Below are 24447 nucleotides of genomic sequence, written 5' to 3'. Positions count from 1 at the left end.
GGACAGGCCGCATTCTAGCGCAGCGCAGGCAACCTGTCCCCGATTGATTTTTAAGGCCCCGTTTTTCGACGGGACCCTGTCCCCGATTATTTACGCCAGGTTGAAACCGGCCGACAGGCTGTAGCCTTCCCCATAGGCGCTGCGCAGCGGCAGATCCTGGCCGAGGCCCGTACGGGCTTTCTTGCGCAGGCGGTAGACGAGCATGTCGACGCGGCGGCTCGCATCCGGATCGTCGCCGCCCATGCCGGCCACGATCACCTGGCGCGGCACGGGACGGGTGTTGATGGTCAACAGGTGCAGGAAATTGCACTCTTTTTCCGTCAGGTCGATCACCTTGCCCATCAGTTCGAGCTGGCGGGCGGACACGCGCAAGGTCCACTTGCTGGGCACGGGCGCCGGCTCGGCCGGACGCACGCGCCGGTCCAGCGCCTCGATGTGGGCGGCCAGTTCCGGGAACTTGATCGGCTTGGTGAGATAGTGATCGGCGCCCAGGCGCAAGCCGAGAATGCGGTTGTCGAAAGCCACCCGGCCCGTCAGCACGAGCAGGCCGATCTCGGGGTACAGCTGGCGCATCCGCGGGATGACGTTGAAGCCATCCTCGTCGGGCAGGCCCAGGTCGAGGACGACCACGGCCGCCGGCGTGCGTGTCAGCGCGGCCCACATGTCGCTGGCGGTGGTCGCGATCGTGACCTCGTGACCGAGTTCCTTGAGGAAATCGGCCATGTCGCCTGCGTATTCGCCATTGTCTTCAACAATCAGTATTTGCGTCATGGGTTTGCCATGTTCCTTGTTTCGTATTTCCCGGCCTCGGGCAGATCTTCTTGCCTTCCGTTGTCGGGTGGCTAACCCCGGTTGCCATTCCGATTATCACTGTTGCTCATTCCGGAAGCAAGGCCTTTTGCCCCGCCCGCCGGCACTGGCAGCCAGAGCCTGAATTCGGCGCCGCCCTCGGCAGGAGGTGCATATGTCAGGCTGCCGCCGTGCACTTCGACGACGGAGCGCGCCATGTACAAACCGAGTCCGCTGCCCGCCACCCCGGTCGCGTTCGTGCCGCGGTAGCCCTTGTCGAAGATGCGCGCGACGTCTTCCGGCGACACCCCCGGCCCTTCGTCGCGCAGCGCCATTTCGACGCCCCCGTCGACCCGCCGTCCCGTCACGTGCAGCGCCGTCCCGGCCGGCGTGTAGCGCAAGGCATTGTCCAGCAACACCTTCAGTGCGAGACGCAGACCTGACGGTTCGCCGCGCAGCGCGGCCGGCAACTCGCCCGCGGTCATGGTCACGGGACGGCCGGCGACGCGCGTCTGCGCCACCAGCTCTTCGAGCAACAGGCGCGGTTCCACCACGTTCTCGCGGCGCCGACTGCCCAGCGCGGCCATGCGGTCGGGCGACAGGTAGTCGTCCAGCATCGCGATCAGGCGGTCCGTTGCCATGGCGATGTTGCGGTAGCGCTGGCGGGTCGCCTCGTCGGCCTTCGTGCCCAGGGCTTCCAGCCGCTGGATCGCGCCGTCGATCGTCGACAGCGGCGTGCGGAATTCGTGGTTCAGCATGCTGGCGAAACGCTTGCGCTCGCGCTCGCGTTCGCGCCGCGCGGACACGTCGCGCACGAGGCCCAGCAGCGCGCGCGGCTGCCCGGCATCGTCCAGCGACAGCGCGGAGATCACTTCGACGGCGACCTCGCTGCCGTCCGGCCGCAGCAGGTCGAACTCGCGCATCACGCGCAGGCGCGAGCCGTCGCCGGCGGCGAAGCGGCGCAAGCGCTCCGGCAGGCCGGCGACCAGCGGCGCCAGCGGGCCATCGCCGCCCTGTTCCAGCTGCGCGCGGATGTCGTCCATCGAATAGCCGAGCATGTCGTCGATGCCGGGGCTGACATAGGCCGGCAGGCCCGTGGCGCAATCGAACACGAAGGCCAGGTCGCCACCGAGTTCGGCGATCGTACGGAACGCTTCGGTCGTGGCGAGGTCCGCCTGGTCCACCCGGGGCGCGGGAACGGTGGTCATGAAACTTTCCGGAAGTTATGCAGAAGATAAGTATAGTGTCCGAACCAACGGTTTGCCTAGACGATCAGGGCCACCGTTGCGCCGAACACGCATAAGGCATATATGTATATGCATATAAAAAGGGCAAGCCGCCCGGCTTGCCCTCGTGTGTGCACCGTGCCCGTGCGTTCAGTCATCCAGCGGGGCGAAGATCGCCTGCAGGTCTTCCTGCGTGAGGGCCATCTTCTGCGATTCGCCTTCGGCCAGGATCGAAGCCGCCAACTCGGATTTCTTTTGCTGCAGCAGCTGGATCTTTTCTTCCAGCGTGCCTTTCGCGATGAGCTTGTACACGAACACGGGCTTGTCCTGCCCGATGCGCCAGGCGCGGTCCGTGGCCTGGTTCTCGGCCGCCGGGTTCCACCACGGGTCGTAGTGGATCACGGTGTCGGCCGCCGTCAGGTTCAGGCCGACGCCGCCGGCTTTCAGGCTGATCAGGAAGATCGGCACGGCGCCCTGCTGGAACGCGGCGACCTGCGCGGAACGGTCGCGCGTCTCGCCCGTCAGGAGCGCGTACGGGATGTTGCGCGCGTCGAGTTCTTCCTCGATCAGGGCAAGCATGCTCGTGAACTGCGAGAACACGAGGATCTTGCGGCCCTCGCCCAGCAGGTCGTCGACCATCTGCATCAGGTCGACGAGCTTCGCGGACACGGCCGCCGTGTTCTTCTTGCCCGGCATCGCTTTCACGAGGCGCGGGTCGCAGCAGACCTGGCGCAGCTTCAACAGCGCTTCCAGGATGACGATCTGGCTGCGCGCGACGCCCTTGCGGTCGATCTCCTCGCGCACCTTCTTGTCCATCGCCAGGCGCACCGTCTCGTACAGGTCGCGCTGCGGCCCGCTGATCTCGATGCGGCGGATCATCTCCGTCTTTTCCGGCAATTCCTTCGCCACGTGGTCCTTCGTCCGGCGCAGCAGGAACGGCTTGATGCGGCGGTTCAGCAGCATGCGGCGCACGGGGTCGTCCTGGCGCTCGATCGGGTGGCGGAACTGCGTGTTGAACGTCTTCTCGTCACCGAGCAGGCCCGGCAGCAGGAAGTGGAATTGCGACCACAGCTCGCCCAGGTGGTTTTCCAGCGGCGTGCCGGACAGGCACAGGCGATGGCGCGCGTTCAGCGAGCCGGCCGTCTGCGCCGCCTTCGAGCGCGTGTTCTTGATGTAGTGCGATTCGTCCAGGATCACGAGGTGGTACTGGTGCTCGCGCAGCTTTTCCTCGTCGCGCGGCAGCAGTGCATACGTCGTCAGCACGATGTCGGCGCCATCGATCTGGTCGAACAGGTCCATGCGCTCCTTGCCCTGCAACAGGAGCACCTTCAGGTCCGGCGCGAAGCGCGCGGCTTCCTCCATCCAGTTCGTCATGAGGCTCGTCGGCGCGATGACCAGCGCCGGATTCGTGAGGCGGCCCGCTTCCTTTTCCGTCAGGATGTGCGCGATCGTCTGCACGGTTTTACCAAGACCCATATCGTCGGCGAGGATGCCGCCGAAGTCGTATTCGCGCAGGAACTGCATCCACGCGAGACCGTCGAGCTGGTAGTCGCGCAACGTGGCTTGCAGGCCCTTCGGCGGATCGACCTTCCTGACTTTGCCGAACTGCGACAGCTTGCGCCCCGTTTCACGCAGGCGCTCGCCGCCCGTCCAATTGAGCTCGGTACCTTTCGCCAGTTCTTCCAGGCGCGCCGCATCCAGCGTGGACAGCCGGACCTTGTTCTTGATCTTGTCGTTGAAATACAGCTCGCCCAACGTGGACAGGATCGGCTTGACGCGGCCCCACGGCAGCGCCACGCGCACGCCATCGGGCAGCGTGGCCAGCATCTGGTCGGCCTCCGCATGCGCGGCCAGCACGTCCGGGTTGAAGTCCAGCGGGGCCGTGCGGATCAATTGCACGAGCACGGGCAGCAACGGCACGCGCTTGCGGTTGACGACGATGCCCAGTTCCAGCTCGAACCATGCGTTGCCGGCTTCGGGCGGCTCGTCGATGTCGGCGTACCAGTCTTCGACGGGCACGACGTCGTAGCGGTACTTCGGCGACTTCTGCACGTGCCAGCCGAGGTCGGACAGCGCGTCGAGGTCGCTCTCGGCGAAGCGCAGCCAGTGCGCCTGGCCATCGAGCAGCTGCGCGCCGGACAGCGTGGACAACGGCGCCGTCGCGGGCTTGCGGAAGCCCAGCTTCTGCAGCGTTTCCAGCGCGGCCGCTTCCTGCGCGTCGTCGCGCTGGATGATCTCGGTGACGTCGCCGATCTGGCGCACGACGCGCTGCGCGGGGTCGAACGAGATGCGCTGGCCGTCGTAGTCGAACGACAGCACGGCGAAATCCTGCCAGCGCTGGCCATTGCCCTCGGCCTGCGGGATCGCGTCGAGCAGCAGGTGCGGCTGCGGTTTCACGTCGGTGCGCAGGCGCTGCGTCAGGGGCTGCGGCAGCGGCATCAGTTGTTGCAGGCCGTGCGCCAGCAGCAGTTGCGACACGCGTTTCTTGTCGGTGCCCGCGAGCGGCGGCGCCTGCGATACGAGCGCCTGCAAGTCGGCCAGCGAGATGTCGATGCCGCCGCGGTTCAAGTCCAGCGGGCCGCACGACAGGTTGTCGATATACCACGGGGGATCGGTTGGCAGCATGTAGTCGACGAGGTCGGCGCCGGCATGCGTGGCGCCTTTCGCGGGCTCCACCGACCATCCGAGCTTGGCCGCGCGGCCTTCGTCGCGCCACGTGAGATTGGCCTTGCGCACGGGCCCGGCCTGCAGCGGATACAGCAAGCCGTTGGTCATGTCGGACCACGAGTTCGCCCACAGCAGTTTTCCCTGGTCAAGCAATTGCTGCAGCAGGATGGCGCCAACCTTGCCCTTGGGCTCCGTCGCGCTCGTGCTCTGGTTGGAGCCGCTGCGCATGGCGATGAAGAAGCGCACGAGGTCTTCGTCGTCGCCTTCGAGATAGGCGGGCGGCGCCGACAGCAGCGAGAACACCTCGCTCACCGGGCTGGCCGCGGCCACGTCGCCGTTCGGGCGCAGGCGCGCCTTGCACAGGCAGATCGCGACATGGCGGCCGCCGCTGGTCGGAGCCATGACATAAACGAATTTGTACTGGACTGCCTTGGGATCAGCGACTTCCGCGGTCAGCTTCGGTTGGGGATGCGCTGCCGCCTCGACCCTTTGCAGCCAGCTCAACACCGGTGCGGGCAGGGCCGGAGAGCGCGCGGGCGCTCGAGTGGGCGGTGCGTCGCTGGTGTCGTCGCGTGGGAAATCAACTGTGTGCATGGGTCTCACGAGTCTGTATTTGAAAAAACAACAATATCCATTATCCGCCATGCGTCCTGTCCTGTTTTGTTAGGAATCGCACGTTGCAGCTAAAACTTTACGAGCCGAAAGGAGTAGAAGTTACACTTTGCCGGGCTGCTTTGCCAGCCCCCCATCAAGCATTTTTGCGTTTTATTCGGTATCCAGCGTCAGGACGCAAGTGCCTGCCGAGCGGCGCGACCGCGCGCGTTGGTCACGCGCCACATGTCGCTGACCATCGTGCGAAGGCGTGGATGCGCCGCCGAACCCGACATGTTACGGCATCCGGCGAGCCGCGCCTACTCCACATCGACAGAGGTAGCGCACGCGGGACGTTTCGGGCTGGCCCGCAGCGGGCGCGCACGAGATGGCGCGCCCTGTCAAGACTGGCGCATCGCGCGCGATTGCGTATCATTGCCCGTTCGATTCACCGAACACTCGCAACCAACCCATGCTGCCTTCGATCGAACAACGCCTCGCCCAAGAACTGTCCGCCAAACCGGCACAGGTGGCCGCCGCCATCGCCCTGCTCGACGAAGGCGCGACCGTCCCCTTCATCGCCCGCTACCGCAAGGAAGCGACGGGTGGCCTCGACGACATCCAGCTGCGCCTCCTGGAAGAGCGCCTGCGCTACCTGCGCGAACTGGAAGACCGCCGCGCCGCCGTCATCGCCTCGATCACGGAACAGAACAAGATGACGCCGGAACTGCTGCAGGCGATCTCGCTCGCGGAAGACAAGACCCGGCTGGAAGACCTGTACCTGCCGTACAAGCAGAAGCGCCGCACGAAGGCCCAGATCGCAATCGAGGCCGGCTTGAAACCGCTGGCCGAAGACCTGCTCGACGACCCCGCGCGTGATCCGGAAGCCGAGGCCGCGAAATACCTGCGCGACGCGTTCACGAACGCAGATGGCGTCGCGAACCCCGGCGTGGCCGACACGAAGGCCGCGCTGGACGGCGCGCGCCAGATCCTGATGGAGCGCTTCGCGGAAGACGCGGAACTGCTGCAAGCGCTGCGCGAATACGTGCAGGAGCACGGCGTCGTCGAATCGAAGGTCGTCGACGGCAAGCAGGAAGAAGGCGAGAAGTTCGCCGACTACTTCGATTATTCCGAGACGCTCGGCACCATCCCGTCGCACCGCGCGCTGGCGCTGATGCGCGGCCGCCGCGAGGGTATCCTGGACGTCACGTTGCGCCTCGACTCCGAGCCGGAAAAGCCGAAGTGGGACGCGCCGCACAACCCGTGCGAAAGCCGCATCGCCGCGCGCTTCGGCATCAAGGGCGCCGGCCGCCCCGCCGACAAATGGCTGCTCGACACGGCGCGCTGGACCTGGCGCGTGAAGAGCTTCATGTACATCGAAACGGAGCTGATGGGCGCGTTGCGCGAAAAGGCCGAGGGCGATGCGATCCACGTGTTCGCACGCAACCTGAAGGACCTGCTGCTCGCCGCGCCCGCGGGCCCGCGCGCGACGATGGGCCTCGACCCCGGCCTGCGCACGGGCGTGAAAGTGGCCGTCGTCGACGCGACCGGCAAAGTGGTCGACACGTCGACCATCTACCCGCACGCGCCCCGCAACGACTGGGACGGTTCGCTGCACACGCTCGCCAAACTCGCCGCGAAGCACAACGTGTCCTTGATCTCGATCGGCAACGGCACCGCGTCGCGCGAGACCGATAAACTCGCGCAAGACCTCATCAAGCAGCATCCGGAACTGAAGCTGACGAAGATCGTCGTGTCGGAAGCCGGCGCGTCCGTGTACTCGGCATCGGAATTCGCGTCGCGCGAACTGCCGGAGCTGGACGTGTCGCTGCGCGGCGCCGTCTCCATCGCGCGCCGCCTGCAGGACCCGCTGGCGGAACTGGTGAAAATCGATCCGAAGTCGATCGGCGTGGGCCAGTACCAGCACGACGTGTCGCAGACGCAGCTCGCGCGCCAGCTCGACGCCGTCGTCGAGGATTGCGTGAACGCGGTCGGCGTGGACGTCAACACGGCGTCGGCGCCGCTGCTCGCGCGCGTGTCGGGCTTGTCGTCCAGCGTCGCGCAAAGCATCGTCAACTACCGTGACCAGCAAGGCGCGTTCGCCTCGCGTGCCGCGTTGAAGAAGGTGCCGCGCCTGGGAGATAAAACGTTCGAACTGGCGGCGGGCTTCTTGCGCATCGTGAACGGCGACAATCCGCTCGACGCGTCGGCCGTGCACCCGGAATCGTATCCGGTCGTCGAAAAAATCCTGGCCGACATCCAGAAAGATATCAAGTCGGTGATCGGCGACAGCACGCTCGTGAAACGCCTGAATCCGGCCAAGTATGCGGACGATAAATTCGGCGTGCCGACCGTGACCGACATCCTGAAGGAACTGGAAAAGCCGGGCCGCGACCCGCGTCCGGAATTCACGACGGCCACGTTCAAGGAAGGCGTCGAGGAGATTGCGGACCTGCGGCCGGACATGATCCTGGAAGGCGTCGTCACGAACGTCGCCGCGTTCGGTGCGTTCGTCGACATCGGCGTGCACCAGGATGGCCTCGTGCACATCTCGGCGCTGTCGAACACGTTCGTGAAGGACCCGCACACGGTGGTCAAGGCGGGCCAGGTCGTGAAGGTGAAGGTGCTGGAAGTGGACGTGAAACGCAAGCGCATCGCGCTGACGATGCGTTTGTCGGACAGCGCGCCTGCGCCTGGGTCGCAGCCGAACCAGCGCGCGGATCGCGATGACCGCAAGCGCATGGCGGATCACCAAAATAAGCATCAGAAACAGGAACGTGCGGCGGCGCCGGCGGCCGGCGGTGCGATGGCGGCGGCGTTCGCGAAGTTGAAGCGCTGATCCGCGCATGTTCGCGATCGCGCCGGCGGACCCGGACTCGCTTGACGCCAAGGTGCTGCTGGCCGAACTCGGCGCGGCACTGGCGCGCGTCACGGGCAGCGACGGCTCGGCCTCGTTCGACGCGGCCGACGTGCGCGGTCCGCGCGCCTGCTTCCTCGTCGCACGCGCCGCCGACGGCAGCCTCGCCGGTTGCGGTGCGCTGCGCTCGTTGACGGACGACGTGGCCGAGCTGAAACGGATGTATGCGCGGCCGGGCAGCGGCGCCGGCGCGGCGCTGCTGGCCGCCCTGGAACGGCAGGCGCTGGCGTTCGGCTACCGCGACGTCTGGCTCGAAACGCGACGCGTGAATGCGCGTGCGGTGGCGTTTTACGAGAAGCACGGGTATCGCGTCATCGACAACTTCGGCAAGTATGTCGGCAGGCCGGAAGCCGTCTGCCTCGGCAAACGGCCCGATACTCGCGCTCCGGTTTTCTTATAAAATGCCGTTATCTATCCCATTCTCACCAAAGGCAGAACCAAATGAGCGACGTACAAACCTGGATCAAAGAGACCGTGACCAACACGCCCGTCGTGCTGTTCATGAAGGGCACGGCCCAGTTCCCGCAATGCGGTTTTTCCGGCCGCGCGATCCAAATCCTGAAGGCATGCGGCGTCGATAACATCGCCACCGTGAACGTGCTGGAAGATGCGGATGTCCGCCAAGGCATCAAGGAATACTCGAACTGGCCGACCATCCCGCAGCTGTACGTGAACGGCGAATTCGTCGGCGGTTCCGACATCATGACGGAAATGTACGAGTCCGGCGAACTGCAAGCCCTGCTCAAGAAGAATGGCTGATGCCGGCCCGCGCCGGATCGTCGTCGCCATCACGGGCGCGACCGGCGCGATCTATGGCGTGCAGCTGCTGACACGGCTGTCCGCCACCCCGGGCGTCGAGACGCACCTCGTCATTTCCGACGCCGCCACCCTCACCCTGCACCAGGAAGTCGGCCTGCAACGGCGCGACGTGGAAGCGCTCGCCCATGTGGTGCATCGCAACCGCGAGATCGGCGCGTCGATCGCCAGCGGCTCGTTCCCGACGGACGGCATGGTGATTGCCCCCTGTTCGATGAAGACCCTGGCCGCCGTCGCGCATGGCTTGTCGGACAACCTGATCGCGCGCGCCGCCGACGTCATGCTGAAGGAACGCCGTCGCCTCGTCCTGATGGTGCGCGAGACGCCGTTCAACCTGGCGCACCTGCGCAATATGACGGCCGTGACCGAAATGGGGGGCATCGTGTTCCCGCCGCTGCCGAGCTTTTACAACCGCCCCGCCACGATCGCCGAGATGGTCGACCATACGGTCGCGCGCGTCATGGATCTGCTGGGTGTGGCGAATGACCTCGCACCGCGCTGGGGCGGCATGAGGAACGATGTGCCGAAAGACGACGTCAGCGTCTAGCTGCGATCGCCGAACAGGTCCTTCTCGGCCTGTCTCTGTTCTCTTGCGTCTTCGATTTTTCTGCGCTGCTCGTTACGCTTGCGCATGATTTCTGCGTGCTGGGCCGCCGTCATCGGCGGTGTGGTCATGAGATCCTTCAACTGCGCGGTGTTGCTGTAGTTATTAATCATGAGGGCACTGCATCCTTATTGACCGATAACACTGGCGGAGCGCCAGGCAGGAACGCGAACTCGACCGTTGTCGGCGTTCCGTTAGCGTTACCGATTATGCGCGAGACTCGGCCTTTTGTGCGGCCCGTCGCAAAAAAAATTGCAGTATGGAAGGTGGATATGCGCCGCACAGGGCGCAGGGGACGCGGCCGCCAGGGGAGGCGGCCGGTACGGAAGGCTGAAAAAACGCTTATTTCTGCTGCTGGTGATTCATGCGCACGAGCATGCGGATGAATTCGCGGGCCAGTTGCTTGTGGTGCTCGTCCAGGCGCTGCAGATCGGCGATCAGCTTGACGTCGGCCGATTCGAAGCGGGTGCTGCCGTCGACACTGTCGCCATTGCCGGCGGCATTTTCCGAACCGCCGAAGCGCAACCAGTCGGCTGGTACGCCCAGCCATTGCGCGATCATGCGCAGTTTTTCCTGCGTCGGAATCGCTTCTCCGACCAGCCATTTGCGCGCCGCATGGACGGTGATGGGACGGCCTTCGAAGCGAATGTTAAATTCGCGTGCGAGGCGGGTCGGGCTGTCCGGTGAATAATGGGCGTTCTTCAGGGCTTGCTGCAGGCGCTCGCTGAAGCTCTCCCGTTCGTTTGTCGAATTCATGGGTGGCACTAAGGGTTCATGCAAAGCCGTCATTAGGTCGCTCCGTTGACCAAACCGTCTGTGACGGCAGGAGAGGCTATCGGTAACAAATAAGTGAGTATTGACCAATTCTCACAGTGCTGTCCAGCAATTCCAATGATTTCCGCGCACCATGATCCATGTGTGAAAAATATCCTACAGGAAAAAGAAAACGTTTGCCCACACAATTCCTATGAAGAAAGGTAACAAACATTCCTCCAGGCATCGAAAATGATGCCAATAGTCAACAAAATTGCGCGAACAGCAGCTAGCGTGTCGCGATTTCTGCGACGTGCACGATGCGTAACTATGTTGTTTTACGTCAACTCAAACCGCATGATACCGTCGTCGCCAGTTACACGCGCAAGACTACCGTTGTACCAAAGATAATGAAGGTGGGCGAGTGCCTCGCCGATCGCGAAACTGAGCTGGTGCGCGTCGAGTTGTCGCTTGAACATCAGCGGAACGATGTCGACGGCCGACCTCGGCTCGACACAAACGGCAAGCACTTCGTCCAGCCGCGCCGCGTGATGGGCGCGCAACTGGGCGATCCGCGTGTGCAGGCCGTGGAACGGTTTCCCGTGTGCGGGCAGGACGAGGGTGTCGTCCGGTAGCCCGGCGAATTTGTCCAGCGAATCCAGGTACAACTGCAGCGGATTGCCCTCTGGTTCGACGGCAAACACGGACACGTTCGTCGAAATGCGCGGCAGCACCATGTCGCCGGAGATCAGGATGCGGTGCTGTTCGTCGTACAGCGACACGTGTTCCGGCGAATGGCCGAACCCGGTGATCACGCGCCAGGTGCGCGCGCCGATGGCGACGCGCTGGCCGTCCTGCAACCGGGTGTACGCGGGCGGGACGGCCGGCACGAGCGACGGGTAGTAATTCTTGCGACTTCGCATCTGCTCGAGCATGCCGGCGTCGACGAGGCCGTGGCGCTGGAAATGGGGGATCGCCGACGGGCCGTCGACACCCGGCAGCGCGGCGGCCATCATGCGCGCGAAGCCGAACTCGCCCGTGCTCGTCCAGAACGACGCGCCGAACCGGTCGCACAGCCAGCCGGACAAGCCCACGTGGTCGGGATGGCAATGTGTGGCAAACACGCGCAGCAGCGGCCCACCCTCCATCGCGCCCACGAACAATTGCTCCCAGGCGGCGCGCGTCGCGTCCGTGCCGGCGCCGCAATCGACGAGGGACCAGCCGCGCCGCGCGCCGTCGGCATCGTCCAGCAGCCACAAGTTGATGTGGTCGAGCGCGAACGGCAGCGGCATGCGCAGCCAGTGCAGACCGGGCGCGACCTCCGTCACCGTGCCGGATGGCGGGATGAGGTCGCCGAACGGATAGCCGAGCTGGGATTCGAGAGGATTCATGCGGGTCAACTTTCGTGTCGATGCGGGGCGTAGCGCGTTACAATGCCGCAAACGCTTTGACGTAAACGTAAACGGAAGGCGCAGGCTGTGATTCTAAGCGATTCCAGACTTCGCCACTTCAGGACACCATGGCCACGACCTACACCATCGCCGAACTGGCACGCGAATTCGACATCACCGCCCGCGCCATCCGCTTCTACGAAGACCAGGGGCTGCTCAGCCCGAAACGCGAGGGCCAGGGCGGCCGCAACCGCGTCTACACGCCGCGCGACCGCACCCGCCTGAAACTGACTTTGCGCGGCAAGCGCCTGGGGCTCACCTTGTCGGAGATCAAAAGCATCATCGACATGTACGAGACGCCGAAAGACACGGTCGCCCAGATCAACCGCTTCCTGGGCGTGCTGGCGCACCAGCGCGAGACGCTGGAACAGCAGCGGGCCGATATCGAGATGTCGCTGGCGGAAATTTCCGTCCATGAAGAAGAATGCCGCCGCCTGCTGGGCGAGGCGGGCGTCGCCGGCGAGCAACTGGCCGACGATGCCGGCGAAAAGGACGCGGCCTGACAACATCGCCCCGCTTACTTGACGTTTACGTTAACGTCACTCCGCGCTATCATGCAGGCTGGCCTACCCGCCATCACCTAGACGAGAACGAGGACGACATGTTGCATCTCCCTGGCTTGACCTTTGACCACGGCGAAGACATCGCCGCGCTGCGCGAAGCTGTACAACAGTTCGCCGCCAGCGAAATCGCCCCCCGCGCGTTTGACATCGACCGCACCGACCAGTTTCCGATGGACCTGTGGAAAAAGATGGGCGAACTGGGCCTGCTGGGCATCACGGTCGGCGAGGAATACGGTGGCGCCAACATGGGATACCTGGCGCACATCGTCGCCATGGAAGAGATCTCGCGCGCGTCGGCGTCCGTCGGCCTGTCGTACGGCGCCCACTCGAACCTGTGCGTCAACCAGATCAAGCGCAACGGCACCGAAGAGCACAAGCGCAAATACCTGCCCAAGCTGATCTCGGGCGAGCACGTCGGCGCATTGGCCATGTCCGAGCCGAACGCCGGGTCCGACGTCGTCAGCATGAAGTTGCGCGCCGACCTGAAGGGCGACCGCTACGTGCTGAACGGCACCAAGATGTGGATCACGAACGGCCCGGACGCCGACACGCTCGTCGTCTACGCGAAGACCGACATCGAGGCCGGCCCGCGCGGCATGACCGCGTTCCTCATCGAAAAAGGCTTCAAGGGCTTCTCGATCGCGCAAAAGCTCGACAAGCTCGGCATGCGAGGTTCGCACACGGGCGAACTGGTGTTCCAGGATTGCGAAGTCCCCGTCGAGAACGTGCTGGGCGGCGTGGGCAAGGGTGTCAACGTGCTGATGTCGGGCCTGGACTTCGAGCGCACCGTCCTGTCCGGCGGCCCGCTGGGCATCATGTCCGCCTGCATGGACGCCGTCGTGCCGTATATCCACGAGCGCAAGCAATTTGGCCAGGCAATTGGTGAGTTCCAACTGATGCAGGGCAAGATCGCCGACATGTATTCGACGATGATGGCATGCCGCGCGTACGTGTACGCCGTCGGCCAGGCCTGCGACCGCGCATCGAACCCGGAGCAGGTGCGCGCGCTGCGCAAGGACGCGGCCGGCGCCATCCTGTACAGCGCGGAAAAGGCGACGTGGATGGCCGGCGAGGCGATCCAGACGCTGGGCGGCAACGGCTATATCAATGAATACCCGGTGGGCCGCCTGTGGCGCGACGCCAAGCTGTACGAGATCGGCGCGGGCACGAGCGAGATCCGCCGCATGCTGATCGGCCGCGAGCTGTTCGGCGAAACGATGTAGGTTTGTGGAGAGAGGGGAGACGCGGGCGAACAAGAAGACCGGTTGTAAAACCGGCACAGACAACACTCCACGCCGCCCGCAGTTAAGAACGTCATTCCCGCAACGGCGGGGCTTCATGCCCGGTCTTCGGCCACGCAACTGCCGCGTGGCCGCGAGCCGCATGAAGCATAACGTGCCGGGGGGCTCGCCTCCCGCTCGCGCGGGGATGACGTTTCTTACGCTGACGCTCCGTTTCTGAAACGCCGCGTTGCACATCGTTCCCCGCTACAATGACCGCTGCCCCGTCCACCGCGCGAGACGCCCGATGACCCAGGCCACCTTTCCCAAGCTGCTGTCGTCGCAAATCGCTTTCGACATCGCCCGCACCATCCTGGACGGCTTCGACCGCCACTACACGCTGTTCCGCCAGGCCAGCAAGACGGCCAAGACCTATTTCGAGCGCGCCGACTGGATGACGGCCCAGCACGCCGCCCGGACGCGCATCGATTTCTACGACAAGCGCGTACAGGAATGCGTGCGCGCGCTGGAAGACGAGTACGCTCCCGAAGACCTCGACGACGACACGTGGCGCGAAACGAAGCTGCATTACATCGGCTTGCTGACGGATCACAAGCGCCCGGAACTGGCGGAAAGCTTCTTCAATTCCGTCTGCTGCCACATCCTGCACCGCAGTTACTACCGCAACGATTTCATCTTCGTGCGCCCGGCCGTGTCGACGGAATACATCGAGACGGACGAGCCGGCGCCCACGTACCGCGTCTACTACCCGGCGGCGGACGGCCTGCGTTTCGCGCTGCGGCGCATGGTCACGAATTTCCAGCTCGACTCCCCGTACGCCAACCTCGACCGCGACATCGCGCTCGTCGAAGCGCGCATGGCCGAGCACTTCGGCCTGCACGAGCGCGAGCCGAACCAGCAATTGCACGTGCTGTCGAGCCTGTTCTTCCGGAACAAGGCCGCGTACATCGTCGGCCGCGCCATCAACGGCGCGCGCGAGCATCCGTTCGTCGTACCGATCCTGCACGACCGCGCCGGCCGCCTCGTGCTGGACGCCGTGCTCACCGATCCGGAGCAGGTGGTGCTGCTGTTCTCGTTCACGCGCGCCTACTTCATGGTCGACATGGAGGTCCCGTCGGCCTTCGTGCAATTCCTGCGCAGCCTGATGCCGAAGAAGCCGCGCAGCGAGATCTACACGGTGCTCGGCCTGCAAAAGCAGGGCAAGACGCTCTTCTACCGCGACTTCCTGCAGCACCTGCAGCACAGCTCAGACTCTTTCCGCAGCGCGCCCGGCATCCGCGGTCTCGTGATGCTCGTGTTCGAACTGCCCTCCTTTCCGTACGTGTTCAAGGTGATCAAGGATTTCTATCCGGCGCCGAAAGAGACGACGCGCGCGCGCATCAAGGAAAAATACCTGCTCGTGAAACACCACGACCGCGTGGGCCGCATGGCGGACACGCTGGAATACTCGGACGTGGCGTTCCCGCTGTCCCGCTTCGACGAGGAACTGCTGGCCGAACTGCGCCGATTCGCGCCTTCGCTCGTCGAGATCGAGGGCGACCGCATCATCATCAAGCACCTGTACATCGAGCGCCGCATGGTGCCGCTGAATATCTTCCTGGACGACGCGCAGCGCAGCGGCAACGACGAGCGCGTCGAGCACGCGATCTTCGAATACGGCAACGCAATCCGCGACCTCGTCGCCGCGAATATCTTCCCAGGCGATATGCTGTACAAAAACTTCGGCGTGACCCGACATGGCCGCGTCGTGTTCTACGACTACGACGAGATCGAATATCTCACCGACTGCAACTTCCGCGACATCCCGCAGCCCCGCAACGAGGAAGACGAGATGGCCGCCGAGCCGTGGTACCCCATCGGCAAGCACGACGTCTTTCCGGAACAGTTCGCGCGCTTCCTGCTCGGCCATCCAAAGATACGCGCGGCGTTCATGAAACACCATGCCGCACTATTGACGCGCGTCTGGTGGCAGTCCCACAAGGACCGCATCCTGGCGGGCGAAGTCGAGGACATCTTTCCGTATCCGCAGCACATCCGGTTCCATCACACGGACCCATCGAGCCCGGCGTTACCCACGCCGCAATCCCATTACTTGGAGACCTTACACAATGAATGATCCTATCGTTATCGTCGGCGCCGCACGCACCCCGATGGGCGCCTTCCAGGGCGACTTTTCCTCGAAGTCCGCGAGCGACCTGGGCGCCGTGGCGATCAAGGCGGCCGTCGAGCGCGCCGGCGTCGGCGCGAGCCTCGTCGAGCACGTCTACTTCGGCAACTGCCTGATGGCGGGCCAGGGCCAGGCGCCCGCGCGCCAGGCGCTGATCAAGGCGGGCCTGCCGCTGTCGACGGGCGCCGTCACCCTGTCGAAGATGTGCGGCTCCGCGATGCAGGCCGCGATCTTCGCGCACGACGTGCTCAAGGCCGGCAGCGCCGACGTCGTCGTCGCGGGCGGCATGGAATCGATGACCAACGCGCCGTACCTGATCCCGAAGGCGCGCGGCGGCTACCGCATCGGCCATGGCGTCATGTTCGACCACATGATGATGGACGGCCTGGAAGACGCGTACTCGCGCAACGAGAAGACGGGCGAAGGCCGCTCGATGGGCACGTTCGCCGAGGACTGCGTGGCCAAGTACGGCTTTACGCGCGAGCAGCTGGACGCTTTCGCGATCGAATCCGTCAAGCGCGCGCAGAACGCCACCGAGTCCGGCGATTTTCAATGGGAGATCGCACCGGTGACCGTCGCGAGCCGCCTGGGCGAGACCGTCATCGAGAAGGACGAAGGCCCGCTCAAGGCCAAGGTCGACAAGATCCCCACGTTGCGTCCCGCGTTCAAGAAGGATGGCGTCATCACGGCCGCCTCGTCGTCGTCGATCAACGACGGCGCCGCCGCGCTCGTCATGATGCGCGAATCGACGGCGAAGGAACTGGGCCTCACCCCGCTCGCGCGCATCGTTGCGCACACGACGCACGCGCAGGAACCGGACCAGTTCTCGACGGCGCCCATCGGCTCGCTGCAAAAGCTGTTCAAGAAGACCGGCTGGTCGCCGAAGGACGTCGACCTCTTCGAGATCAACGAAGCCTTCGCCGCCGTGCCGATGGCCGCGATGCACGAGCTGGACATCCCGCACGCGAAGGTCAACGTCCACGGCGGCGCGTGCGCGCTGGGCCACCCGATCGGCGCATCGGGCGCACGCATCATCGTCACGTTGCTGGGCGCACTGAAGAAGACGGGCGGCAAGCGCGGCGTGGCATCGCTGTGCATCGGTGGCGGCGAGGCCACCGCGATGGCGATCGAGATGGTGTGACCAACAACGGACGCGGTTCGGTAGGGTGGGCACCCCGTGCCCACGCGTGACGCGTGCGGCTCGTTGGCGTTACGCGTGGGCGGAGGGCCGCCCCCCCTACGCACATGCGTCTTCAAAACACGGTAAGGTGACGACCTGTCATCGCTACTGAAGGAGAACCCCATGCCCACAGCCCTCATCATCGGCGCCTCGCGCGGCATCGGCCACGAACTGGCCCGGCAATACCGCGCCGACGGCTGGCGCGTCATCGCCACCGCGCGCAAGGCCGCGGATTGCGACGCGTTGCGCCGGCTCGGCGCGGAGGCGCACCAGGTCAACGTCACCAACGCGGAGTCGATCGGTGGCCTGGGCTGGAAGCTGGACGACGAGAAGATCGACGCGGCCTGGCTCGTCGCTGGCGTGTACGGCCCCGATCACGCGGGCTTCCCGACCGAGAAGGAATTCGACGACGTCATGCACACGAACGTGCTGGCCGCGATGCGTTTATTGCCGATCGTCGCGCCGCTCGTCGTCGTCGCGCGCGGCAAGATCGCGGTGATCTCGTCGCGCATGGGTTCCATCGGCGCGCGCACGAGCAACCAGGGCTCGCTGTACCGCGCCAGCAAGGCCGCGCTGAATTCCGTGCTGGCCGACGCCGCGCTGACCTACGGCCCGCAAGGCGCGACGTGCCTCACGTTCCATCCGGGCTGGGTGCAGACCGATATGGGCGGCGCCGGCGCCACGCTCACGGTCGAGCAAAGCGCCGCCGGCCTGCGCGCCACGCTGGCGCAAGCGACGCCCGCGCAGAACGGCGCCTTCCTCAATTACGACGGTACCGCGATTCCGTGGTGAGCCGTCCACAAAACGAATAACGAGACACGATGATCCTCAACGAAGAACACCAGATGATCCGCGACGCCCTGCGCACCTTCGCGCAGGAGCGCCTCGCGCCGAACGCCGCGCGCTGGGACCGCGAACACCATTTTCCGAAGGACGAGCTGAAGGAACTGGCCCGGCTGGGCGCGTTCGGCGTGGCGGTGCCGGAGGAGTACGGCGGCGCGGGCCTCGACTACGTGGCGCTGGCCCTCGTGCTGGAAGAAATCGCCGCTGGCGACGGCGGCACGTCGACCATCATCTCGGTCAACAACTGCCCCGTGTGCTCCATCGCGATGACGTACGCGAATCCCGCGCAGAAAGAGCGCTGGCTGCGGCCGCTGGCGCAGGGCGAGCTGCTGGGCGCGTTCGCGCTGACGGAGCCGCACACGGGCAGCGACGCCGCCGCCCTGCGCACGACGGCCGTGCGCGACGGCGACCACTACGTCCTGAACGGCACCAAGCAATTCATCACGAGCGGCAAGAACGGCGACGTCGCCATCGTCATGGCGGTCACGGACAAGGCGGCCGGCAAGAAGGGCATCAGCGCGTTCTGGGTGCCGACCGACACGCCCGGCTACATCGTCGCCGGCATCGAGCACAAGATGGGCCAGCATTCGTCGGACACGGCGCAGATCGTGTTCGAGAACTGCCGCATACCCGCGGAAAACCTGATCGGCGCAGAGGGGCAAGGCTACAAGATCGCGCTGTCCGGGCTGGAGGGCGGCCGCATCGGCATCGCGTCGCAATCGGTGGGCATGGCGCGCGCCGCGTTCGAGGCCGCGCTGGCGTATGCGAAGGAACGCGAGAGTTTCGGCACGCCGATCTTCGACCACCAGGCCGTGCAATTCCGCCTGGCCGAGATGGCGATGCAGATCGAGGCCGCGCGCCAACTGATCCTGCACGCCGCGTCGATGAAGGACGCGGGCCTGCCCTGCCTGAAGGAAGCGGCGATGGCCAAGCTGTTCGCGTCCGAGATGGCCGAGCGCGTCGTGTCGGCCGCGATGCAGGTGTTCGGCGGCTACGGCTACGTGGCCGACTTCCCCATCGAGCGCATCTACCGCGACGTGCGCGTGTGCCAGATCTACGAAGGCACGAGCGACATCCAGAAGATCCTGATCGCCAGGGCATTGTGACGACACTGATGGACAACGTGCAGGCGTTGACGATCCGCGCGGCCGGTGAAGCCGACCTCGCGCCGTTCTTCGCCTACCTGGACGACCACCTGCGCGACAACGGCGCGGACGGTACGCCGCTGTTCCAGCCGATGGCGGCGGGCCAGCCACGCCTGCCGGCCGGGCTGCGCATCGCGTTCATCAAGGGGCTCGGCATCCCGATCGGGCTGCCGGGCTGGCGCCGCCTGTGGCTCGCGATCGATGCGGGTGGCGAGATCGCCGGCCACATCGACCTGCGCGCGCGTCCCGAGCCGGCCGCCACGCACCGCGCCATGCTGGGCATGGGCGTGCACCGCGTGTGGCGGCGGCGCGGACTCGGACGGCGCCTCCTCGAGACGGCCGCCGGCTGGGCGCGCGCCGACACGGGCATCGCGTGGATCGACCTCGAAGTCCTGTCCGCCAACCTGCCGGCCGTGGAACTGTATGCGCACGCCGGCTTCGCGACGGTGGCGCGCGTGGCGGACATGCTCAGGATCGAAGGTGTCAGCCATGACCTCAGCTATATGACCGTCCACTTGCGCGAACGGTAATGTTGGGCGTGACAATTGGTGAAAAATTCAGATGGATCAAACTGCTAGAGTTGCCGGTATCTCTTTTCCGGACTCCCGCGCGATGAAAACCACCCTGCCCCTGTTGCTCGCCTGCTGCCTGGCCCCGCTGGCCCATGCGGAGGGCGCCCCCGATTGCCAGGTCGGCGCACTGCTGCCGGCGCCCGTCGACCAGTCCGTACACTGGGACGGCCCGTGCAAGGACGGGTATGCGGACGGCACCGGCGTGCTCGAATGGACGGCGACGGACGGCACCGCCCGCCGCATCGAAGGCAAGTTCGCGCACGGCGCCGTCAGCGGCGAAGCGAAGCTGAAGGCAGGCGACAAGTTCACCTACGTCGGCTCGCTCACGAACGGCCTGCCGGACGGCGAAGGCTATCTCCACTTCGCGAACGACCTGCGCTACGAAGGCGGCATCAGGATGATGCAGCGCGAAGGCAAGGGCGTGCAGATCTACCCGAACGGCGATACCTACCAGGGCGAATTCCACGCCGACCACCCGAACGGCAAGGGCCTCCTCACGTTCGCCCTCGGCGGCACGGTCGAGGGTGAATTCCGCGACGGCAGTCCGGTCGACGGCGACAAGATCACGTATGCGGGCAGCGGCCGCACGGGCACGTTCGATGCCGCTGCGCGCAACGCCGCGCGCTCGGGGCCGAAGCCGGAAAAGACGTTCAAGCAGCGCCAGGACGACGCCAACGTCGGTACCTTGCTGAAGAAGACCATCGTGAAGTCCTCGCTGCCGACCAACGTCGGCTGGGACGGCCTCACGCCCGAGCAGAAGGCGCAGTTCAGTAACCGCTACCCGGCGCTGGAGCCGGGCGACGAGCCGCCGTACCCGGTGCATGGCCTGGCCGAATTCGACAAGGTCATCCTGGCCGCCGCCGGCAAGTTCAACGCGCGCGGGCTACTGCGCATCAACGTGCTGGTCGGCACCGACGGACGCGCGAAGGAAGTGCGCCGGATCGGCAATTTCGACGACGACGTGGTGCGCTACGTCGCTGCCGCCGCCATGGCCCTGCGCTACAAGCCGGCCGTCTGCCACGGCCAGCCGTGCGAGATGCTGTATCCGATCTCGATGGAAATCACGCACCATCTGCAGTAAGCCGGCCGTTCAGAACCCGGCCAGCACGATCTTGCCCTGCGCGCGGTTCGACTCGATCAGCGCGTGCGCCCGCTTCAGGTTCGCGGCATCGATGCGGCCGTAGTTCTCGTTGGCCGTCGAGCGCAGCGTGCCCGCGTCGATCAGGTCCGCCACGCGGTTCAGGATCTCGTGCTGGCGGATCATGTCGGGCGTGCCGAACAGCGAGCGCGTGAACATCAGTTCCCAGTGCAGCGACACGGACTTGCGTTTTAATGTGCGCACGTCGATCGGTGCCGGGTCGTCGATCAGGCCGAATTTCCCTTGCGGCGCGATGACCTCGGCGATCTGGTCGAAGTGCTCGTCCGTGTGCGTGAGGCTGATCACGTAATCGGGCGCGGCGAGGCCCGCCCGCCGGATCTCGTCCGCGAGCGGCTTGCCGTGGTCGATCACGTGGTGCCCGCCGTTGGACAGCACCCAGTCGCGCGTGGCGGCGCGCGACGCCGTGCCGACGACCGTCAGCCGCGTGAGCTTGCGCGCCAGCTGCACGAGGATCGAGCCGACGCCGCCGGCCGCGCCGATCACGAGCAAGGTCTTGCCCTCGCCGCGTTCGTCCGTTGGTACGTCCAGGCGGTCGAACAGCATTTCCCACGCCGTGAGGCTCGTCAGCGGCAGCGCGGCGGCGGCGGCAAAGTCAAGCGATTGCGGCATCTTGCCGGCGATGCGTTCGTCGACGAGCTGCAACTCGCTGTTGCTGCCGGCGCGGGCGATCGAGCCGGCGTACCACACGCGGTCACCCGGCCGGAACAGGGTGACGTCCGGCCCGACGGCCTGCACGACGCCGGCCGCATCCCAGCCCAGCACCTTCCACTCGCCGTCGGTCGGCTTCGCGCCGGCGCGGATCTTCACGTCGACGGGGTTCACGGACACGGCGTGCACCGCCACGAGCAGGTCATGGCCCGTCGCGACGGGGTCCGGCAGGGTGACGTCGACGAGGGCGTCGGCGTGGTCGATGGGGAGGTTGTTCTGGTAGGCGATGGCTTTCATGGACGGCTCCTTGGTGATCGGTGACGTCATTCTGGACCCGTCGATCTTTTTGATAAACTGGACCATGACGAAATCAATTTCAATTTTTTCTTGAAAATGAACCTGCGCGATCTCGACCTTTTCGTGGCCACGGCCGAGCAAGGCGGCCTGTCGGCGGCCGCGCGCCTGCTGGAGATCTCGCCCGCCGTCGCCAGCGCGAGCCTGAAACGGCTGGAGGCGGACCTCGGCACGGCGCTGTTCGTGCGCACGACGCGCAGCATGCGCCTGACGGTGGCCGGCGAACGCCTGCTGGCGCGTTGCCGCCCGCTGCTGGACGGCTTGCGCGCGGCGGAGGACGAGGTGCGTGCCGGTGGCGATGCGATCGAAGGGCAGCTGCAGATCTCGATGCCGTCCGACCTCGGCCGCCACGTCGTGCTGCCGTGGCTGAACGCGTTCCAGGCGCGCCACCCGGGCGTCACGTTGCGCCTGCAGCTGACGGACCGCGTGGCCGACATCTATCGCGAACCGGTCGACATCGCGCTCCGCTTCGGCAGGCCGCGCGCGTCCGGCATGGTGGCGCTGCCGCTGCTGGAGCACAATCACCGCGTGCTGTGCGCGGCGCCCGCATATCTCGCGCGCCACGGTGTACCCGCGGCGCCGCGCGACCTCGCGGCGCACAACTGCCTGTGCTTCATGGTCGACGAGACGGTCAACAACCGCTGGCGCTTCAAAAAGGGGGACGAGGCCATCGAGGTGACCGTGCGCGGCGACCGCGTGGCCGACGATTCCGAGATCGTGCGGCGCTGGGCGCTGGACGGCCTGGGCGTGTGCTACCGCTCGCGCATCGACGTGCAGGCCGACCTCGCGCGCGGCGCGCTGCGCACCGTGTGCGCGGACTGGGAGGGCAACAACCAGCCCTTGTACATGGTGCTGGCGAACCGGCGCCAGGTGTCGCCGGCCGTCCGCACGCTGCGCGAATTCCTCGTCGAGAAGATGAAGGCGATGATGGCCTGACTCACACCTGCTCGAGCGCCAGCGCGATGCCCTGCCCGCCGCCGATGCACAACGTGACGATGCCGCGGCGCGCGAGGCCGCGGCGCATCGCGTGCAGCAGGCGCACCGTCAGCACGGCGCCCGTCGCGCCGATCGGGTGGCCGTGTGCGACGGCGCCCCCGTCGACGTTGACGACGTCTTCCGCCAGCGACAGCTTGCGCGCCGCCGCGAGCGGCACGGCGGCGAACGCCTCGTTGATCTCGTAGCGGTCGACGTCACCGACGCGCCAGCCCGCGCGCGCGAGGGCTTTCTGCACGGCCGGCACCGGGCCGAGGCCGAACATGCCCGGCTCCACGCCTGCCACGCTCGATGCAACGAGGCGCGCGAACGGTTGCAGGCCCAGGCGCTCGGCCGTCGCGCGGTCGGCCACGATGACGGCGGCCGCGCCGCTGTTCAGGCCCGGCGCATTGCCGGCCGTGATCGTGCCGTCCGGGCGGAATGCCGGCTTCAGTTTCGCGAGCGCCTCCAAGGTCGTGTCGGGACGATTCGCCTCGTCCGTGTCGAAGACCTGCACCCCGCGCTTGCCCGCGATCTCGACCGCGACGATTTCATCCTTGAACGCACCGGCGGCCTGCGCATCCGAAAAGCGGCGTTGCGAGCGCTCGGCCCAGCGGTCCTGCGCGGCGCGGGTGATGTCGACCTCCTTCACGAGATCTTCCGTGTGCCAGCCCGAGTGCTGCGCGGAGAACGCGTCGTTCAGGCCGTCGTGCAGCAGGCTGTCGTAGATCTGCGCGTGGCCCATGCGCGCGCCCCAACGCGCCAGCGGCATCAGGTACGGCGCCTGGTCCATGTTCTCCATGCCGACGGCCAGGACTACGCTGGATTCACCCGCGAGGATCTCGTGCGCGGCCGACGCGATGGCTTGCGCGCCCGAGCCGCACACGCGGTTCAGGGTCATCGCCGGCACCGTGACGGGGATGCCGCCGTGGACCGCGGCCTGGCGCGCCGGATTCATGCGGTTGCCCGCCTGGATCACGTTGCCCATCAGGACGGCATCGATGGCATCGGGAGACAGCCCCGCGCGCGCGACGGCTGCGCGCACGGCCGCCGCGCCCAGCTCCACGGCGGGGATTGATTTCAGGGAACCGTTGAACGCGCCGATGGCGGTACGCACGGGGGCACACAGGACGATGTCGCGGGCAGTCATGATGATTCCTTTCGGGTCGGACGGTTGGATGGCGGGACGATGCAAATAGGAGTATATACACGTATTTCGCGGACTGCACGGTGCGCATGCGCGCGACCTGCGTGGCATCAGGAGGGTTCGTTCTCGACGTCGTGGACGCCCGTCTCGACGACGGCGCGCAGCAGCATGCGCAGTTCGAGCGCGCGCTCGGCGCCGAAGTTATCCTCGAACGCCTGCTGGGCGCGGCGCCACAGCGGCAGCACGGCCTTGACCTTGGCGCGGCCGGCCGGCGTGAGGCCGATCACCCGTTCGCGCTTGTCATGCTCGCTGGGGCCCGTCGTGACGAGGGCGTCGCGCTCGAGCGGCTTGAGGTTACGGGTGAGGGTCGTGCGGTCCATGACGAGTTCCGCTGACATCTGGTTGACCGTCATCGGCCCGAGCCCCAGCAGCTTGTACAGGATCGAGAACTGCGTGACGCGCAAGCCCGCTTCGCTCAGCACCTGGTCGTACATGCCGGTGACGTAGCGCGTCGCCTGGCGCAGGGCGAGACAATTACAGAGAGGGTCGTTCGATGGCGGGCGCGATGTCATGGTGCGGTGGTCGAGAGCTGAGGCGGCGTTAGTGCCGTTCCTCTAGCGAGTATAACCCCGGGTGCGTCGC

The 24447-nt window shown here is 65.9% G+C and carries 22 protein-coding genes; 13 read left to right on the top strand and 9 right to left on the bottom strand.

All coding sequences use genetic code 11. The annotated features are described in order from the left end of the window. Nucleotides 1-90: 90 nt before the first annotated feature. The 3 genes from HAV22_RS22055 to HAV22_RS22045 all read right to left on the bottom strand — a co-directional run bounded on the left by HAV22_RS22055 (nucleotide 91) and on the right by HAV22_RS22045 (nucleotide 5276). Nucleotides 91-771, bottom strand: coding sequence for a response regulator transcription factor (locus HAV22_RS22055; protein WP_166861922.1), 681 nt, complete (start codon nucleotides 769-771; stop codon nucleotides 91-93). Nucleotides 772-842: 71 nt separating this feature from the next. Continuing rightward, entirely contained in the window at nucleotides 843-1997 is a 1155-nt protein-coding gene (locus HAV22_RS22050; protein ID WP_166861921.1) for a PAS domain-containing sensor histidine kinase, read from the bottom strand. Between the two features lie 168 nt (nucleotides 1998-2165). Further along, nucleotides 2166-5276: a DEAD/DEAH box helicase gene (locus HAV22_RS22045; protein ID WP_166861920.1), complete on the bottom strand. Its 3111-nt coding sequence runs from the start codon at nucleotides 5274-5276 to the stop codon at nucleotides 2166-2168. Between the two features lie 469 nt (nucleotides 5277-5745). Between HAV22_RS22045 and HAV22_RS22040 the strand changes: the two genes are divergently transcribed. The 4 genes from HAV22_RS22040 to HAV22_RS22025 are packed head-to-tail and all read left to right on the top strand — an operon-like array spanning nucleotide 5746 to nucleotide 9553. Beyond that, entirely contained in the window at nucleotides 5746-8112 is a 2367-nt protein-coding gene (locus HAV22_RS22040; protein ID WP_166861919.1) for a Tex family protein, read from the top strand. Nucleotides 8113-8119: 7 nt separating this feature from the next. Then, nucleotides 8120-8590, top strand: a complete 471-nt coding sequence (locus HAV22_RS22035) for a GNAT family N-acetyltransferase (protein ID WP_166861918.1) — start codon at nucleotides 8120-8122, stop codon at nucleotides 8588-8590. Nucleotides 8591-8631: 41 nt separating this feature from the next. Further along, nucleotides 8632-8949, top strand: a complete 318-nt coding sequence (gene grxD, locus HAV22_RS22030) for a Grx4 family monothiol glutaredoxin (protein WP_166861917.1) — start codon at nucleotides 8632-8634, stop codon at nucleotides 8947-8949. Next, a complete protein-coding gene (locus HAV22_RS22025) occupies nucleotides 8942-9553 on the top strand; it encodes a UbiX family flavin prenyltransferase (protein WP_166861916.1) in 612 nt (203 codons plus the stop codon). The genes grxD and HAV22_RS22025 overlap by 8 nt, the downstream gene beginning before the upstream one ends. On the opposite strand, the gene HAV22_RS22020 is transcribed toward HAV22_RS22025, so the two are convergent. The 3 genes from HAV22_RS22020 to HAV22_RS22010 form a co-directional block, all read right to left on the bottom strand. Continuing rightward, complete coding sequence (locus HAV22_RS22020; RefSeq protein ID WP_166861915.1) at nucleotides 9550-9723, bottom strand: hypothetical protein; 174 nt, start codon at nucleotides 9721-9723, stop codon at nucleotides 9550-9552. The two genes, HAV22_RS22025 and HAV22_RS22020, sit on opposite strands and share 4 nt — an antisense overlap. A gap of 229 nt (nucleotides 9724-9952) precedes the next feature. Next, a complete protein-coding gene (locus HAV22_RS22015; protein WP_166861914.1) occupies nucleotides 9953-10366 on the bottom strand; it encodes a hypothetical protein in 414 nt (137 codons plus the stop codon). 335 nt (nucleotides 10367-10701) lie between these two features. Further along, nucleotides 10702-11754, bottom strand: a complete 1053-nt coding sequence (locus HAV22_RS22010) for an MBL fold metallo-hydrolase (protein WP_166861913.1) — start codon at nucleotides 11752-11754, stop codon at nucleotides 10702-10704. A 128-nt stretch (nucleotides 11755-11882) separates the two neighbouring features. Between HAV22_RS22010 and HAV22_RS22005 the strand changes: the two genes are divergently transcribed. The 8 genes from HAV22_RS22005 to HAV22_RS21970 all read left to right on the top strand — a co-directional run bounded on the left by HAV22_RS22005 (nucleotide 11883) and on the right by HAV22_RS21970 (nucleotide 20606). Then, complete coding sequence (locus tag HAV22_RS22005) at nucleotides 11883-12317, top strand: MerR family transcriptional regulator (protein ID WP_166861912.1); 435 nt, start codon at nucleotides 11883-11885, stop codon at nucleotides 12315-12317. Between the two features lie 98 nt (nucleotides 12318-12415). Next, entirely contained in the window at nucleotides 12416-13600 is a 1185-nt protein-coding gene (locus tag HAV22_RS22000) for an isovaleryl-CoA dehydrogenase (protein ID WP_166861911.1), read from the top strand. A gap of 304 nt (nucleotides 13601-13904) precedes the next feature. Further along, a complete protein-coding gene (gene aceK, locus HAV22_RS21995; RefSeq protein ID WP_166861910.1) occupies nucleotides 13905-15734 on the top strand; it encodes a bifunctional isocitrate dehydrogenase kinase/phosphatase in 1830 nt (609 codons plus the stop codon). Further along, nucleotides 15727-16926, top strand: a complete 1200-nt coding sequence (locus HAV22_RS21990; RefSeq protein WP_166861909.1) for an acetyl-CoA C-acyltransferase — start codon at nucleotides 15727-15729, stop codon at nucleotides 16924-16926. The genes aceK and HAV22_RS21990 overlap by 8 nt, the downstream gene beginning before the upstream one ends. 162 nt (nucleotides 16927-17088) lie before the next feature. Then, nucleotides 17089-17757: an SDR family oxidoreductase gene (locus tag HAV22_RS21985; protein ID WP_166861908.1), complete on the top strand. Its 669-nt coding sequence runs from the start codon at nucleotides 17089-17091 to the stop codon at nucleotides 17755-17757. A 29-nt stretch (nucleotides 17758-17786) separates the two neighbouring features. Continuing rightward, nucleotides 17787-18914 (top strand): acyl-CoA dehydrogenase family protein, encoded by a 1128-nt coding sequence (locus tag HAV22_RS21980; protein ID WP_166861907.1) that lies wholly within the window; start codon nucleotides 17787-17789, stop codon nucleotides 18912-18914. A gap of 8 nt (nucleotides 18915-18922) precedes the next feature. After that, a complete protein-coding gene (locus tag HAV22_RS21975; protein WP_166861906.1) occupies nucleotides 18923-19483 on the top strand; it encodes a GNAT family N-acetyltransferase in 561 nt (186 codons plus the stop codon). 82 nt (nucleotides 19484-19565) lie between these two features. Continuing rightward, nucleotides 19566-20606 carry an MORN repeat-containing protein gene (locus HAV22_RS21970; protein WP_166861905.1) on the top strand — a complete coding sequence of 347 codons (1041 nt, stop codon included), beginning with the start codon at nucleotides 19566-19568 and terminating at the stop codon, nucleotides 20604-20606. 9 nt (nucleotides 20607-20615) lie between these two features. Here HAV22_RS21970 and HAV22_RS21965 read toward each other — a convergent pair whose 3' ends face one another. Next, complete coding sequence (locus HAV22_RS21965; protein ID WP_166861904.1) at nucleotides 20616-21629, bottom strand: zinc-binding alcohol dehydrogenase family protein; 1014 nt, start codon at nucleotides 21627-21629, stop codon at nucleotides 20616-20618. A 96-nt stretch (nucleotides 21630-21725) separates the two neighbouring features. Between HAV22_RS21965 and HAV22_RS21960 the strand changes: the two genes are divergently transcribed. Further along, entirely contained in the window at nucleotides 21726-22622 is an 897-nt protein-coding gene (locus HAV22_RS21960; protein ID WP_166861903.1) for a LysR family transcriptional regulator, read from the top strand. Between the two features lies 1 nt (nucleotide 22623). Here HAV22_RS21960 and HAV22_RS21955 read toward each other — a convergent pair whose 3' ends face one another. Together HAV22_RS21955 and HAV22_RS21950 are read right to left on the bottom strand one after the other, a co-directional pair. Then, complete coding sequence (locus HAV22_RS21955) at nucleotides 22624-23808, bottom strand: thiolase family protein (RefSeq protein WP_166861902.1); 1185 nt, start codon at nucleotides 23806-23808, stop codon at nucleotides 22624-22626. 107 nt (nucleotides 23809-23915) lie between these two features. Continuing rightward, nucleotides 23916-24377 carry a MarR family winged helix-turn-helix transcriptional regulator gene (locus tag HAV22_RS21950; protein ID WP_166861901.1) on the bottom strand — a complete coding sequence of 154 codons (462 nt, stop codon included), beginning with the start codon at nucleotides 24375-24377 and terminating at the stop codon, nucleotides 23916-23918. Between the last annotated feature and the right edge of the window lie 70 nt (nucleotides 24378-24447).

It is taken from the genome of Telluria antibiotica, from assembly GCF_011682055.1.
GTDB lineage: Bacteria > Pseudomonadota > Gammaproteobacteria > Burkholderiales > Burkholderiaceae_D > Telluria > Telluria antibiotica.
Note: the sequence above shows the minus strand (reverse complement) of the source record. Positions and strands in the feature narration are given on the sequence as shown.

Coding starts and splice junctions, on each gene's coding strand:
- HAV22_RS21960 (WP_166861903.1), top strand. CDS start 21,726: ATGAACCTGCGCGATCTCGACCTTTTCGTGGCCACGGCCGAGCAAGGC.
- HAV22_RS22000 (WP_166861911.1), top strand. CDS start 12,416: ATGTTGCATCTCCCTGGCTTGACCTTTGACCACGGCGAAGACATCGCC.
- HAV22_RS21950 (WP_166861901.1), bottom strand. CDS start 24,377: ATGACATCGCGCCCGCCATCGAACGACCCTCTCTGTAATTGTCTCGCC.
- HAV22_RS21970 (WP_166861905.1), top strand. CDS start 19,566: ATGAAAACCACCCTGCCCCTGTTGCTCGCCTGCTGCCTGGCCCCGCTG.
- aceK (WP_166861910.1), top strand. CDS start 13,905: ATGACCCAGGCCACCTTTCCCAAGCTGCTGTCGTCGCAAATCGCTTTC.
- HAV22_RS21990 (WP_166861909.1), top strand. CDS start 15,727: ATGAATGATCCTATCGTTATCGTCGGCGCCGCACGCACCCCGATGGGC.
- HAV22_RS22040 (WP_166861919.1), top strand. CDS start 5,746: ATGCTGCCTTCGATCGAACAACGCCTCGCCCAAGAACTGTCCGCCAAA.
- HAV22_RS21985 (WP_166861908.1), top strand. CDS start 17,089: ATGCCCACAGCCCTCATCATCGGCGCCTCGCGCGGCATCGGCCACGAA.
- HAV22_RS22010 (WP_166861913.1), bottom strand. CDS start 11,754: ATGAATCCTCTCGAATCCCAGCTCGGCTATCCGTTCGGCGACCTCATC.
- HAV22_RS22025 (WP_166861916.1), top strand. CDS start 8,942: ATGGCTGATGCCGGCCCGCGCCGGATCGTCGTCGCCATCACGGGCGCG.
- HAV22_RS22055 (WP_166861922.1), bottom strand. CDS start 771: ATGACGCAAATACTGATTGTTGAAGACAATGGCGAATACGCAGGCGAC.
- HAV22_RS21980 (WP_166861907.1), top strand. CDS start 17,787: ATGATCCTCAACGAAGAACACCAGATGATCCGCGACGCCCTGCGCACC.
- HAV22_RS22035 (WP_166861918.1), top strand. CDS start 8,120: ATGTTCGCGATCGCGCCGGCGGACCCGGACTCGCTTGACGCCAAGGTG.
- HAV22_RS22045 (WP_166861920.1), bottom strand. CDS start 5,276: ATGCACACAGTTGATTTCCCACGCGACGACACCAGCGACGCACCGCCC.
- grxD (WP_166861917.1), top strand. CDS start 8,632: ATGAGCGACGTACAAACCTGGATCAAAGAGACCGTGACCAACACGCCC.
- HAV22_RS21975 (WP_166861906.1), top strand. CDS start 18,923: ATGGACAACGTGCAGGCGTTGACGATCCGCGCGGCCGGTGAAGCCGAC.
- HAV22_RS22005 (WP_166861912.1), top strand. CDS start 11,883: ATGGCCACGACCTACACCATCGCCGAACTGGCACGCGAATTCGACATC.
- HAV22_RS22020 (WP_166861915.1), bottom strand. CDS start 9,723: ATGATTAATAACTACAGCAACACCGCGCAGTTGAAGGATCTCATGACC.
- HAV22_RS22050 (WP_166861921.1), bottom strand. CDS start 1,997: ATGACCACCGTTCCCGCGCCCCGGGTGGACCAGGCGGACCTCGCCACG.
- HAV22_RS21955 (WP_166861902.1), bottom strand. CDS start 23,808: ATGACTGCCCGCGACATCGTCCTGTGTGCCCCCGTGCGTACCGCCATC.
- HAV22_RS21965 (WP_166861904.1), bottom strand. CDS start 21,629: ATGAAAGCCATCGCCTACCAGAACAACCTCCCCATCGACCACGCCGAC.
- HAV22_RS22015 (WP_166861914.1), bottom strand. CDS start 10,366: ATGAATTCGACAAACGAACGGGAGAGCTTCAGCGAGCGCCTGCAGCAA.